The organism is Kribbella rubisoli (assembly GCF_004217145.1).
In the GTDB taxonomy this organism is placed as follows: Bacteria; Actinomycetota; Actinomycetes; order Propionibacteriales; family Kribbellaceae; genus Kribbella; species Kribbella rubisoli.
In genome coordinates, this window is record NZ_SHKR01000012.1 from 1,142,900 (window position 1) to 1,154,821 (window position 11,922).

Annotated in this window: 14 protein-coding genes, 1 tRNA gene and 1 pseudogene; 5 read left to right on the top strand and 11 right to left on the bottom strand. The window is 67.4% G+C overall.

The annotated features are described in order from the left end of the window. The first annotated feature begins 166 nt into the window (after positions 1–166). On the top strand, positions 167–601 hold the full coding sequence (locus tag EV645_RS19740) for a hypothetical protein (protein ID WP_130445338.1): 435 nt from the start codon (positions 167–169) through the stop codon (positions 599–601). A gap of 16 nt (positions 602–617) precedes the next feature. On the opposite strand, the gene EV645_RS19745 is transcribed toward EV645_RS19740, so the two are convergent. The 8 genes from EV645_RS19745 to EV645_RS19780 all read right to left on the bottom strand — a co-directional run bounded on the left by EV645_RS19745 (position 618) and on the right by EV645_RS19780 (position 4,996). Beyond that, positions 618–1,106 (bottom strand): hypothetical protein, encoded by a 489-nt coding sequence (locus tag EV645_RS19745; RefSeq protein WP_130445339.1) that lies wholly within the window; start codon positions 1,104–1,106, stop codon positions 618–620. Continuing rightward, positions 1,103–1,465, bottom strand: coding sequence for a hypothetical protein (locus EV645_RS19750; RefSeq protein WP_130445340.1), 363 nt, complete (start codon positions 1,463–1,465; stop codon positions 1,103–1,105). Before EV645_RS19750 ends, EV645_RS19745 begins: the two co-directional genes overlap by 4 nt. Beyond that, entirely contained in the window at positions 1,462–1,806 is a 345-nt protein-coding gene (locus tag EV645_RS19755; RefSeq protein ID WP_130445341.1) for a hypothetical protein, read from the bottom strand. The genes EV645_RS19750 and EV645_RS19755 overlap by 4 nt, the downstream gene beginning before the upstream one ends. Continuing rightward, positions 1,803–2,336 carry a hypothetical protein gene (locus EV645_RS19760; RefSeq protein ID WP_130445342.1) on the bottom strand — a complete coding sequence of 178 codons (534 nt, stop codon included), beginning with the start codon at positions 2,334–2,336 and terminating at the stop codon, positions 1,803–1,805. Before EV645_RS19760 ends, EV645_RS19755 begins: the two co-directional genes overlap by 4 nt. 562 nt (positions 2,337–2,898) lie before the next feature. Continuing rightward, positions 2,899–3,960, bottom strand: coding sequence for an AAA family ATPase (locus EV645_RS19765; protein WP_198681718.1), 1,062 nt, complete (start codon positions 3,958–3,960; stop codon positions 2,899–2,901). A gap of 199 nt (positions 3,961–4,159) precedes the next feature. Beyond that, positions 4,160–4,420 (bottom strand): hypothetical protein, encoded by a 261-nt coding sequence (locus EV645_RS19770; RefSeq protein WP_130445343.1) that lies wholly within the window; start codon positions 4,418–4,420, stop codon positions 4,160–4,162. Between the two features lie 37 nt (positions 4,421–4,457). Further along, positions 4,458–4,754, bottom strand: coding sequence for a hypothetical protein (locus EV645_RS42290; protein WP_198681719.1), 297 nt, complete (start codon positions 4,752–4,754; stop codon positions 4,458–4,460). Continuing rightward, the gene (locus EV645_RS19780; protein WP_130445344.1) at positions 4,751–4,996 is read right to left on the bottom strand and encodes a helix-turn-helix transcriptional regulator; all 246 of its coding nucleotides are present in this window, start codon (positions 4,994–4,996) and stop codon (positions 4,751–4,753) included. Before EV645_RS19780 ends, EV645_RS42290 begins: the two co-directional genes overlap by 4 nt. A 106-nt stretch (positions 4,997–5,102) precedes the next feature. On the opposite strand from EV645_RS19780, the gene EV645_RS19785 reads away from it, so the two are divergent. Both EV645_RS19785 and EV645_RS43385 read left to right on the top strand, forming a co-directional pair. Further along, entirely contained in the window at positions 5,103–5,735 is a 633-nt protein-coding gene (locus EV645_RS19785; RefSeq protein ID WP_130445345.1) for a hypothetical protein, read from the top strand. Position 5,736: 1 nt separating this feature from the next. Beyond that, a pseudogene (locus EV645_RS43385) lies at positions 5,737–6,894 on the top strand (site-specific integrase); the annotation flags it as partial. 203 nt (positions 6,895–7,097) lie between these two features. Here EV645_RS43385 and EV645_RS19800 read toward each other — a convergent pair. From EV645_RS19800 to tenA, 3 genes are all read right to left on the bottom strand, one after another. After that, positions 7,098–7,173: transfer RNA gene (locus EV645_RS19800), tRNA-Lys, on the bottom strand. Positions 7,174–7,232: 59 nt separating this feature from the next. Then, positions 7,233–8,780: a phytoene desaturase family protein gene (locus tag EV645_RS19805; RefSeq protein WP_130445346.1), complete on the bottom strand. Its 1,548-nt coding sequence runs from the start codon at positions 8,778–8,780 to the stop codon at positions 7,233–7,235. Further along, entirely contained in the window at positions 8,777–9,439 is a 663-nt protein-coding gene (gene tenA / locus EV645_RS19810; RefSeq protein ID WP_130445347.1) for a thiaminase II, read from the bottom strand. Before tenA ends, EV645_RS19805 begins: the two co-directional genes overlap by 4 nt. 92 nt (positions 9,440–9,531) lie before the next feature. Between tenA and EV645_RS19815 the strand changes: the two genes are divergently transcribed. Further along, positions 9,532–11,241 carry an aminotransferase class V-fold PLP-dependent enzyme gene (locus tag EV645_RS19815; protein WP_130445348.1) on the top strand — a complete coding sequence of 570 codons (1,710 nt, stop codon included), beginning with the start codon at positions 9,532–9,534 and terminating at the stop codon, positions 11,239–11,241. Beyond that, positions 11,234–11,914: a DUF429 domain-containing protein gene (locus tag EV645_RS19820; protein WP_130445349.1), complete on the top strand. Its 681-nt coding sequence runs from the start codon at positions 11,234–11,236 to the stop codon at positions 11,912–11,914. Before EV645_RS19815 ends, EV645_RS19820 begins: the two co-directional genes overlap by 8 nt. The last annotated feature ends 8 nt before the right edge of the window (positions 11,915–11,922 follow it).

The following is an 11,922-nucleotide window of genomic DNA, read 5'->3' on the forward strand; positions in this document are numbered from 1 at the left end:
TCTGGCCGCCCACCTCACGGAGCAACCATGCAGCGGCCAGCGGAGGCACCGAGGCTGACAGCAGAGCACGCGCCATCAGGCGGCCTCTGCCGAGCTGCAGACAGAACGCAACTGCGCGGATAGCGTGGCGGCCCACGACACCGCAAGCTCGGCGAGGGACGCAACCATGGAGAAGCTCGACGACACCTGGAACAGCCGTGACCTGCCATTCCTCATCGAGATCGCGCAGCGGCTAGAAGCGAATCCCCACGGACCCATCTGGGGCCACGAGGCCGCTGCCGCAGTAGGCCTCAGCGAGCAACAGCACCAAGCAGCGACGGCGCGCCTCATCTCTGCTGGATACATCGAGGTCCAACACCTCGACCAGTTCGAGGACATCACCGGGATCAGCGAGAGCGCCGCGCGGGCAGTTGGCCTCTGGCCCACTCCTGAAACCGGCCTCGAACGCATGATCGCCGCACTCGAGGCCATCGCCGCGAACGCCAGCGACGACGACACCCGATCGCGAGCCCGCAAGATCCTCGAGGGATTCGGCGGCGCCGGCAAGCAGATCGCGATCGCAACCGCGACGGCCGTCGTCACCGGGCAGATACCGACCTGACACACACAGGCCGCCATCACGCGGCCTCCGGCGGATCGTCCGGGCACGGGGCGCCGCCGTACCCCATTGCCGCGAGCAACGGCGGCACAGCGCCCACCAGCAGCCGCCAGCGCCGTCCAGGACCATGCGAGACGACCGCCCGCCAGCCGGCGACCTCCGACAGTTGCGCGCCCGGCACAGCGACCACCAGCACCGCCACGTCGGCGCCCACACGGCGGACGTAGGCCTCCAACGCGACCAGCCACCCGTCGACCTGCCGCACATCCGGAACGCCGGACGGATCCCGCGTCGACCGCACCGACCACACCACGCCCGGCGTACCCGCGATCGCATCCAACGCCCGGTTCGACGATGACGGCTGACGCTCGACGTACGGGAAGCCGTGCGCCTGCAGGTACCGCACCAGCAGCGTCACCGCCGACGTCTCGAGCGCACGCACCAGCCGTACCTCGTTGCGCACCAGCAGGCCGGCCGACCGGGCAGCAGCGAACTCCCGGCGGCTCACCGCTCCATCTCCGGAGTCCAGATCCACGCCAACTGCAGCTTCATCAGCTCGAGGTCTTCGTGCTGATGCGAGTCCATGAGGCCGGGGCGGCCGAGCATCGCCATCGCGACGGCGACCTGTGTCATCTCGGAGGCGTTCAGTGGCAGGAAGAGACGTAGCAGCAGGCGTTCCGCTTCCCCGCCGCTCGGCCCGAGCGCGAGGTCGAACGCGTCGAGAGCCATGCTGTAGCACTCGAACCACGTCATGTGCCCGGCCATGCCGGCCGCGCGGCGCTGCGCGCGATGCCGGGCGCCGCTTCGCAGCCGACGCCACCGGCGCCGTACGTGCCACCTCGCTGTTGCCAGGACATTGGCGATCATGACGTTGCCTCCTCGCTCGATCGGTCCGGTGCTTGCCAGGCGACCTCGAGGCGCAGCTGGTCGACCCACCGGCGTACCGCGGGCTGCCACGCGGCCTGCACCAGCCCGGCGTCACGCTCACGACCTGGAAGGCTGTGCGCGAGAGCGACAGGCAGCCGCGACCAGACCAGCTCGATCGCGATGCATCCGGCGACTCTGCGCAGCGCGACCTCGTCGAGATCGCGGAGCAGGTTGTGCACGTCGAGGATCGCGTCTTCCTTGCCGGGAGCATCGACCACCGCGGACAGGACGTTGAGCGCGACGGCGTACACGTCCTCGGTGGCCATCTGTGAGCCCTTCACGACGTCACCGCCGGCGGTTCGGCCATCGCCCGCAGGTGCCGCACCACGACCTGCGCAGTGGGAGAGCCCGGGGTCACGTCGTGGCCGAGTTCGACCAAGACATCGCGCAGCACAGTGAAGATCCGTTGCCCCTGCGCCTCGGAGACCCTGGTGCGCCGCTCGTCGATCCGCGCATCGAGCACCGTCTTGGACAGCCGGCCGACCCGATCCAGCCACTCGCCGAGGGCCATCAGCGTCGCGGGGGCCAGGCGCTCCGCTTCCGCGAGCTCGTGCTGCAACCGCTGCACGAGGCCGTCAGCTGTCGTTGCGGCAGCTAGCAGGGCCTCACCTGGGTCGCGGACCTCGATGGGGTCGCCGCGGTTGGCCGCTTCCCACACCGCTACTCGCGCCTCACGACTCGCCGCGACCTGCGGAGCTGCGCCGCCGTGGTGGAAGCAGACTCCGCCACCGACTACCCATTGGGTGCACTGCAGCTTGGTTGCCTTCGACGTCGCCGTGCATCGGGAGGAGAGAGGGTTGCTCCTGCTCATGCGTGGTGGGCCTTTCTCGTGCGACGCGGGTGATCGAACCCGCTGATTACGAATCCGATGGGAGGTGCAAACCCGCAGGTCACGGGCCACCTGGTCACACGGTGGTCACACGCTTCCGAGTGGCCGCGGCTGGTGGCGCGGCGGCGGGCATGGCCAGAGGCCGAGGTGGCTGCCCCCTCCTGCCGCAGCTCGGCCGGCCAGGGACATGGGGTGTCGAGTGACATGAGGTCCGGCCGCCAGCCGCATCCGCCGGCGGCTGCCGCGCGTCTCCTGAGTCCTTCGAGATCGTGCCGATGTTGCTTGCATCGTTCCTGCGGTGATGCGGTGGCGAGGGTGAAGGGGAGGGTGCGTGGTGCTGTCCCGTTGACGGTCACGGAGGCCGGGGTGACTGGATGATGATTTGGATTTGGATCATCAAGTCCAAGATCGGGGACAGCCGGGGAGGTGTTCGTGGGGGCGTTCCCCGTTCCCCGTTCCTTATAGAGCGGGGAACGGGGGAACGGGTACGCCGTGCGTTTCCTGGGAACGGCAGGGAACGGCATGGGAACGGTGGGAACGGGCTTCACTTCGACTCCTGTGCCGGCGCGAATGGGCGGATGAGGGCGTGTGGGGTCTGATCCGCGACGAAGCCGTCGACGATCAGGAAGTCGAGGGCTTCCTTGAGCTTGGTGCGGTTGCCGGTGGCGGCTGTGAGGATGGCGCGCTGGGCGAGCGGGCCCTTCTCCTGGAGCAGGTCCGAGATGCGCTGCATAAGGACTGTCGGGCGCCAGTCGGACCGGGGCTGGGTATCGCCGGGTGGCTCGATGGCGATGGTTGCGCTGTGGTCGCTGCGGCTGTCGAGGACTAGGTCGGCGTACCAGTGGAGCCCGCCGCTGCTTGGCAGCGCGTGGTGCCGCAGTTGCCCGGGGCGGTCCTTGGAGATCTTGACCGTGGACCGGCCGGTGAGACCGATGCCGAAGGCCTGACGGTTCTCGAGGATGAATCCCACGCCGTCGAGCGCGTTTAGCTTGTGGACGCCTCCGAGGGCGTAGCGGCCGCGGCCATCCTTGTCCTTGACGACGTGGTCGAGGGATACGACGGCTGGTCCGCGGTCGGCGATCCTGCGCGGGAGCATCCGGCCGAACCTGGCGACGTCGGCGTTGTCGAGTGGGTTCATGCCGTGGAGCACCATCGCCTCGGTGATGCCGTCCAGGACGACGAGCGTCGGCGTGTGGATTGCCAGCAGCATCATCAGATCGTCGCGGTGGACGCCGGCGCCGAGCTGGTCGGTCGGCCGCAAGTAGTGCAGCTGCTTCAGCATCGGGTCGCGGTCGACGCCGAGTGCGAGGAGGCGCCGGACGGCGGTTGACTCGTCGTCCTCGAAGTCGATGTAGACGACGTGGTTGCCTGAGCTGATCTCGTCCTTCGTGGCGGCGAGCGCGAACCAGGTCTTGCCGCCTTCGGTCTCGGAGACGACCGTGTGGCACTTGCCGAGGTAGAACAGTCCGCGGCCGTCGGTGCGCTGACCGACTGTGGGGATTGGTGGTTCCCAGGAGCCGTCGAGGACGGAGCCGAGGTCGACTGGACGCCAGGATCGGGTCAGCACTGGTGTGTCGTCGCTCTCCGATGCAGCGTGACTATTCATCGTGCACCGTCCCGCCTGGCAGGGATACGCGGGACGAGGGACTGCAGTTCCGCGAGCTGGCTGCAGGCTCGGCTGCGGCACAGGCAGAACCACCCTTCGCCGGGCAGATGCCCAATGCGGTATCGCTTCCCGTCGGCGTGTTCAGCGGTCGCGGAGACGACCTGTCGGTGAGCATGCGTATCGACGTAGACGATCTCGATCATCGTGACCGCCTTTCGGTGAGACGCCACGTCCGGATTACGGCGCCACGGTGGTGGCCTGAGGCGTCGTCGCTGACTTCCCAGCCGGCGACCTTGATGACACCTGATCGGGCGAGGCTTGAGTACGTGGCGCCGATCATCTGGGGCAGGCCGACCTGGCCCGTCAATGCCCGGCGGACTCGGTTGACGCTGATCCGCCCGTCGTGCTCTGCCGCATCGGTGCGGATGCTCGTGATGATGCGGTCGCGGTCCTGCTCCATCGGCCCCCGGAGCTGTTCCGTGCGACTCGTTTGGGCATCAGGCTGCCGGTGGTGGGCTACCGTGGACACGCTGAACCTCTTCGTCGGTGTTGAGAGTGGCGGCTGTGGGCTCCGTTGTGGCGACGGAGCCCCGCTGCTTGTCAGGGGAGAGCCCGAGCAGTTCGAGCAGGTCGGCGGTGACGACCTTGTATCGAGCTCCGAGTCGGAGAACCCTGCAGGGGAATTCGCCGCGGGCAGCGAGCTCGTAGGCCTGGTTGCGGCCGATGCCGATAGCCCGTCCCGCGGTGGGCAGGTCGACGGTCGCGGGGAGTGCCAACAGTTCATCGCGGGTCATGCGATCTCCCGGAGCTCGTCGAGAAGACGCCGGTAGCGGATCGCGTGCTCGAGGCGGGGTTCGGACTTGCCCTGCTCCCAGCGCAGGACCGTCACAGGGCTGACTGCGAGTTCGTCCGCGATGTCGCGGAGCGTTGCACCAGCTTCTTCACGAATGCTCTTCCGCGATGCCGGCGCTGGAAGGCGCGCGGCGCGGAGACGCTCAACCAGGCCACCGTCAGCGGTGGCAGTCGTAGACTCCATGTCCACACGCTAGTCATCCGAATGCAACAAAGTCAACAGTTGCAGTTGTAGACGTATGCGACTGCAGTTGTTGACCAGAGGTAACAAGGGCACTAGATTCAAGATCATGGCGAACGTGCGAGACGACCAGCCCGAGCCCTTGGTCGTCCCCCTCAGTAAGGACGGCCACGAGTCGTTGACCTTCGACGTTGGAGGGATCTCGGGATGGGCGGGCTATCACTCGCCCGAGACGGAAGAGCGACAGCTCCTGGTGCAGCTGCGAGTCGGTCCCGAGACTGACGATCCGGACGCACCAATCGAGATGCGTGAGCTCCGCGTGGCCGCCCAGAGTGGAGCGGCGTTCAACAGCGCGTTCCTGCGGACCATTCCAGTGGCGCGGATCACGGCTGCCATCAACCGGCCGGCAATCGCTGAACAACTTCGACCGCTCTTGGCGCCGACGAATGAAATCCAGGCAGATGACTTCCCCGGTTCAGGTCAGTGGGTCTACGCGCTACCTCCGCGGTCGCGGGCGACGCTGCGGCCGAAGTTGAAGATCAAGGATCCCGGAACCCGTCGGCGGCCGGACGACTTCTATCGACAGGTCGCTGAGGCCTATCTGGCCCAGGCAAGCATCAGCGACCAGGCGGCTCGGGATCTTGCCGAGGCGAACGCTGTCCCGGTCTCGACGGCCCACCGCTGGCTGAAGGAAGCGCGCAATCGGGGATTGCTGAAGATGCCCGGGCAGGGAGGAGAGTGAGATGAAAGGCTCGACGTTCAAGAGATGTAGTTGCCTGGTCGAGTACGACACCCGCGGCCGGCGGAAGGCGTGCAACAAGCGTCACGGCAGCTGGTCGTTCGTCGTCGACGTAGGCGCGGATCCGAAGACCGGCAATCGTCGGCAGGTCCGCCGAGGAGGGTTCCGCACCCAGGACGAGGCGCAGAAGGCGCTCGACGCGGTGATCGGAAAGGTGCGACGCCACGAGCCGATCGATGACCGGATGACCGTGGGGGAGTGGCTGGCGTTCTGGCTGGCCGAGAAGACCAAGCCGACCGGCGCATCCGCCGCGGGGAAGAAGATTCGCCCGGCGACCGCCCAGGTCTACCGGCAGCACGTCGACGACTACCTTCTGCCGCAGCTCGGCCGGGTCGCGTTGGCGAAACTTACGGCAGAGCACATCACCAAGGGATACGACGCGATCCTCGCCGACAACGCCCTGAAGACGAAGGGGCGCAAGTTCGGGCCGACCACGCTCAAGCGGATCCATGCCTGCCTGTCGTCGGCGCTGAACGCAGCCGTGAAGGCGCAGCGGATCAGCAGAAATCCTGCCGCCTATGTGACCCTTCCGGACGCGACGCGGCCGAAGGTGAACCCGTGGAGCCCGGCCGAGCTCGGAGCATTCCTCGACCACGTCGCTGCGCACCGGCTCGGATCGCTGTTCGAGGTCATCGCGTTCTGTGGGCTCCGCCGCGGCGAGGCCCTCGGCCTGCGGTGGCGCGACGTCGACATGTCCGCCGGCATTCTCGTCGTACCCGAGCAGTTGGCCGGCGTGAAGAATGGCGAGCCGATCTTCGCCCCGCCGAAATCGGACAGCGGCGACGACGTCGTGATCGAGCTTTCACAGGCGACCATCGGCGCGCTGATGGCGCACCGGCTGCAGCAGGACCTCGAGCGCTCGGAGTGGGGCACCGGGTACGCCGGGCATGACCTGGTGTTCGCTCGGGAGAACGGGGCGCCGTACGAGCCGACCTACATCACGAAGACCTTCAAGGCGCTCGCTATCGAGGCAGGTCTGCGGCCGGTTCGTCTGCATGATCTTCGTCACGGCACGGCGTCGCTGATGATCGGATCGGGCGCATCGCTTGCCGTCGTCAGCAAAGTGCTGCGGCACTCGTCGCATGCGATCACTGCCGACACCTACACCCATCTACTGGGTGGCGTCGGTCGGGCAGCGGCCGAGGGGGCAGTCGCGATGGTGCCGCGGGCCGACCGTGATCAGCCTGCGGCGTCTGTGACCGCATCGGAGCGGCTGCGTGACCAATCGGTGACCACTGGCCCCTTGAACGTGAGTGAGGCTCCATCCGCTGATGTGCGGAAGGAGCCTCTGACCAGCGGTGATGCTGGTGCGCCGCCAGGGACTCGAACCCCGAACCCGCTGATTAAGAGTCAGCTGCTCTGCCAATTGAGCTAGCGGCGCATTTCTTGCTTTCGAACGAAGAGGATCGTAGCAGGGGGATCGTGGAGATGCGAAATCGGTTAGCGGGTGAGGATGGTCATGGCTGCGTTGTGGCCTCCCAGGCCGGAGACGGCGCCGCCGCGGCGGGCGCCGGAGCCGCAGATCAGGAGGTTGGCGACGTCGGTTTCGGTGCCCCAACGGCCGGCTTCGGAGGGGTCGGTGACCCAGGGCCATTGGAGGTCGCCGTGGAAGATGTGGCCGCCGGGCATGCCGACGGATGCCTCGATGTCGTACGGCGTTTTGGCCTCGATGCAGAGGTTGCCGTCGGCGTCGCGGGCGATGCAGTCCTCGAGCGGCTCGGCCAGGTACGACTCGAGACCGGCCAGCACGCGGCGGGTGGCTTCGGTGCGGACGGAATCGTTGTCTGAGGCAAACAATCGGGCCGGGAAGTGGACGCCGAAGACCGTCAGGGTCTGGTGGCCGGAGGCAATCAGCTCGGGGGACAGGATCGTCGGATCGGTCAGCGAGTGGCAGTACACCTCGGACGGCGGCACGGCGGGCAGCTCACCGCGCAGGGCGGACTGGTACGCCGTCTCGAGCTGGCTGTAGTCCTCGTCGATGTGGAACGTACCGGCGAACGCCCGCGCCGGATCGTCACCGGTCTTCAGGGCCGGCAGACGACGCAGCAGGAGGTTGATCTTCAGCTGCGACCCCTCCGGCTTCTCCGCGCCGCTCTGACCACGCAGCGCAGCCAGGGTGGACGGTGCGACGTTCGAGAGCACCCAGGAGCAGTCCACTGACCGCTCACCGTCGCCGCCGAGCCAGGTGACCGAACCGCGGACCCCGTCCACCTCGACAGCGGTCACTGCCGAGTTGGTGACGAGTACGGCGCCTGCACGCCGAGCTGCAGCGGCCAGTGCATCGGTGACCGCTCCCATGCCACCCACAGGCACCCGCCACTCACCGGTGCCGTTGCCGATGAGGTGGTAGAGGAAGCAGCGGTTCTGGATCAGGGACTTGTCGTGCAGTCCGGCGAACGTACCGATGACGCCGTCCGTCGCGACGACTCCACGGACAGTGTCGTCGGTGAAGCGCCGCTCGATGGTCTCGCCGAGCGGCCGCTCCACCAGCTCGTCCCAGAGCGCACCGTCGACACGGGCACGCATGTCAGCGGCGGTCTGGAGTGGCTCGAGCAGAGTGGGCGCCACGGCCTCGGCCAGCGAGCTGACCGAGCCATAGAAGTCCGCCCAGGCCGCGTACTCCGCGTCACCGCCGGTCAGGGCCTGAAACGACTCGCGCGTGACCGCCCCCTCTGGTCGCTCGACCATGAGGCCGACGTCGCGGCCGGACCGGCGTACCGGGGTGTACGACGCGACCGCGCGCGAGCGGAGGTCCAGACTCAGGCCGAGGTCGGCGACGACCTTGTCGGGCAGCAGGCTGACCAGATATGAGTACCGGGACAGGCGGGCGTCCACACCACGGAACACGCGCTCGCTGACTGCTGCGCCACCGGTGTGCGCCTGTTGCTCCAGGATCAGCGTGGACAGCCCGGACTGGGCCAGATACGTGGCGGCGACGAGGCCATTGTGCCCACCGCCGACTATGACGACGTCGTAGAAGTCCTTCATCCCACCGGCCAATCGAGCTCGTGATAAGCGGCGTCCCAGAACATCCATTCGTAGCGGCACGTCATCGCGAAGTGCTGATGACAACGGTCCCGCTCTGCGGCTCCCACGTCCAGTCCGTCTGTCACAGCGAGCACGTCCTCGACGACCGCGTCGAACTCCTCCGAGCCGTACGTCTCGATCCACTTGCGGTACAGCGGGTCCGGTGAGGACCGCTTGAGCAGCTCCCGCCCGACGTCGCGGTAGATCCAGTAGCAAGGCAGTACGGCGGCCACGGCCTCGGCGTAAGTGCCGGTGGCACACACAGCTGTCAGATAGGACATGTACGCCGTTGTGGTCGGACCGGAACCGGCTGCGTCGACGTCGTCGGCGGTGATGCCCAGTGACTCCAGCAGGGACGTGTGCAGCTCCCGCTCGACCGCGATGGCGTTAGCGGCGTGCAGCGCGAACATGCTGACGGCATCGTCGTCCGGAGCGCGCCCCGCGACCAGGCTGAGCGCCCGCGAGTACGCGCGGAGGTAGTGACTGTCCTGGATGATGAAGTACCGGAACGCGTCGTGGTCGAGGGTCCCGTCGGTCAGGCCGGTGATGAACGGATGCCGGACTATGTCGTCGTACACGGAGGCGGCACCGCGGTCCCACAGCTCGCCGGAAAACGTCATCCCAACTCCTCGCCGTTGACTCCGACCGACCTTATCCACAGACGCGGCGCCGGGTACGAGACGAACGTCACTCGTGCGCCCTACTCTGAGGCATGAGTAGCCAGGGGGAGATGCCGCCGGACTCGCCGCTGTTGCGGCGGATCCGCGCGTCGGTGATCGGCGACGACCAGGTGATGCCTGGACCGTACGGTCCGCGACGGGTGACGTACGCCGATTACACCGCCTCCGGGCGCGCGCTGACCTTCCTCGAGGACTTCATCCGCGACGAGGTCCTGCCGCGGTACGCGAACACGCACACCGAGTCGAGCGGGACCGGTCTGCAGACCACCCGCCTACGCGAGGACGCCCGCCGGATCATCCACAACGGCGTCGGGGGTGACGACGAGACCGCCCTGATCTTCTGCGGATCCGGTGCGACCGGGGCGATCGACAAGCTGATCGGGATCATGGGTCTGCGGATCCCGGCCGAGCTCGACGACACGTACCACCTGACCGATCAGATACCGCCCGATCAGCGGCCGGTCGTCTTCATCGGGCCCTACGAGCACCATTCGAACGAGCTACCTTGGCGCGAGTCGATCGCTGATGTGGTCGTGATCAGTCAGGACACCGACGGCCACATCGACATCGACCAGCTGGAGTCGAGGCTGCAGGAGTACGTCGATCGGCCGGTGAAGATCGGATCGTTCTCCGCGGCCAGCAACGTCACCGGCATCGTCAGCAACACGCAGCGCGTCTCGGCGCTCCTGCATCGGTACGGCGCCCTGTCGTTCTGGGACTGCGCCGCGGCCGCGCCGTACGTCGAGATCGACATGTACGGCGGACGTGACCAGGACCCGTTGTCGTACAAGGACGCGATCTTCCTCAGTCCGCACAAGCTGATCGGCGGGCCGGGGACTCCCGGCGTACTGGTCGCTCGGCGGGAACTGCTTCGCAACCGGGTGCCGGATGTGCCGGGTGGCGGGACTGTCGCCTACGTGAACCCGCTCGAGCATAAGTACCTCGACGACCCGGTGCACCGCGAGGAGGGCGGGACGCCGGCGATCATCGGGTCGATCCGGGCCGGGCTGGCATTCCAGCTGAAACAGGCGGTCGGGATCGACGTGATCCGCGCACACGAGGATGCGTACCTGCGGCGGGCGGTCGAGGCGTGGAAGGCCGAGCCTGGCCTGCAAATCCTCGGCAACCTCGACTCCGAGCGGCTGTCGATCGTGTCGTTCGTGGTGAAGGCTCCGTCCGGGCGGTACCTGCACCACAACTTCGTGGTCGCGCTGCTCAATGACCTCTTCGGCATCCAGTCGCGCGGCGGGTGCTCGTGCGCCGGCCCGTACGGTCACACGCTGCTCGGGATCGACATCGACCGCTCGCATCTGTTCGAGGAGGAGATCCTGCATGGTTGTGAGGGGATCAAGCCGGGCTGGGTGCGGGTCAACTTCAACTACTTCATCTCGGAGGCTGTTTTCACGTACGTCGTCGAGGCGGTGAAGCTGGTCGCCCGTGACGGGTGGCGGCTGCTTGGGGACTACCGCTTCGACCCGTCGAACGGTCTGTGGCGGCATCATCGAGGGCCGGTCGAGCCGCCGATGCGGCTGTCGCAGGTCGGGTACGACGCCGACGGCACGCTCAGGTACCCGCGCCACGATCACACCGCGCCCGAGTCTGCTCTCGACGACTACCTTGCTGAGGCTCGGGACCTGCTCTCTACGTGTAAGCAGGTCAGCGATCCGGAAGGCCAGGTGAATACCGACTTCGATCACCTCCGTTGGTTTGATCTCCCGTCGCGTTGCCTGATCCGTGACTAGTCGGGTGCTCGGGGTCGATGCGTGCAAGAAGGGTTGGATCGGCATCGCGGGAGATCTGCGGGCGTACTTCGCTGTGACGATCGGCGAACTGGTTGAGCGGGCCGAGGTCGATGGGTCGCTGGCGGTGGTGGGGATCGACATTCCGATCGGGTTTCCTGTGAGCGCGGCGCGGGAAGCGGACGTGTTGGCGCGGCGGGTGGTGGGGAGGCGGGCGTCGTCGGTGTTCGCGACGCCTGTGCGGGCGGCGTTGGAGGCCCCGACGCATGCGGAGGCGACGGCGTTGAATGTCGAGGCGACGGGGAAGGGCGTGAGTCAGCAGGCGTTCGCGTTGGCCAAACGGATCCTTGAGGTCGATGCGTGGGTGCCGGGTGCGCGCTGTGCGGTGATCGAGGTACATCCGGAGGTGTGCTTCGCGACGATGGCGGGTCGGCCGTTGTCGCATGCGAAGTCCACTTGGGCGGGCGGGGAGGAGCGACGGCGGTTGCTTGCGGGGGTCGGGATGAGTGTGGTTGGAGATATCGGGTTGGCGGGTGAGGTGGCGGGCGTCGACGACGTACTCGACGCGGCCGCGGCTGCGTGGTCGGCCGGACGGTACGCGGCCGGGCGAGCCCGCGCGTACCCGAACCCACCGGAGACATTCGCGGACGGCTCATCAGCCGCCATCTGGGCCTGACCTTGCGA

Excerpts from the sequence above, each read along its gene's own strand:
- EV645_RS19740 (WP_130445338.1), top strand. The coding sequence starts at position 167 with ATGGAGAAGCTCGACGACACCTGGAACAGCCGTGACCTGCCATTCCTC.
- EV645_RS19750 (WP_130445340.1), bottom strand. The coding sequence starts at position 1,465 with ATGATCGCCAATGTCCTGGCAACAGCGAGGTGGCACGTACGGCGCCGG.
- EV645_RS19760 (WP_130445342.1), bottom strand. The coding sequence starts at position 2,336 with ATGAGCAGGAGCAACCCTCTCTCCTCCCGATGCACGGCGACGTCGAAG.
- EV645_RS19765 (WP_198681718.1), bottom strand. The coding sequence starts at position 3,960 with ATGAATAGTCACGCTGCATCGGAGAGCGACGACACACCAGTGCTGACC.
- EV645_RS19770 (WP_130445343.1), bottom strand. The coding sequence starts at position 4,420 with ATGGAGCAGGACCGCGACCGCATCATCACGAGCATCCGCACCGATGCG.
- EV645_RS42290 (WP_198681719.1), bottom strand. The coding sequence starts at position 4,754 with ATGACCCGCGATGAACTGTTGGCACTCCCCGCGACCGTCGACCTGCCC.
- EV645_RS19780 (WP_130445344.1), bottom strand. The coding sequence starts at position 4,996 with ATGGAGTCTACGACTGCCACCGCTGACGGTGGCCTGGTTGAGCGTCTC.
- EV645_RS19785 (WP_130445345.1), top strand. The coding sequence starts at position 5,103 with ATGGCGAACGTGCGAGACGACCAGCCCGAGCCCTTGGTCGTCCCCCTC.
- EV645_RS19805 (WP_130445346.1), bottom strand. The coding sequence starts at position 8,780 with ATGAAGGACTTCTACGACGTCGTCATAGTCGGCGGTGGGCACAATGGC.
- tenA (WP_130445347.1), bottom strand. The coding sequence starts at position 9,439 with ATGACGTTTTCCGGCGAGCTGTGGGACCGCGGTGCCGCCTCCGTGTAC.
- EV645_RS19815 (WP_130445348.1), top strand. The coding sequence starts at position 9,532 with ATGAGTAGCCAGGGGGAGATGCCGCCGGACTCGCCGCTGTTGCGGCGG.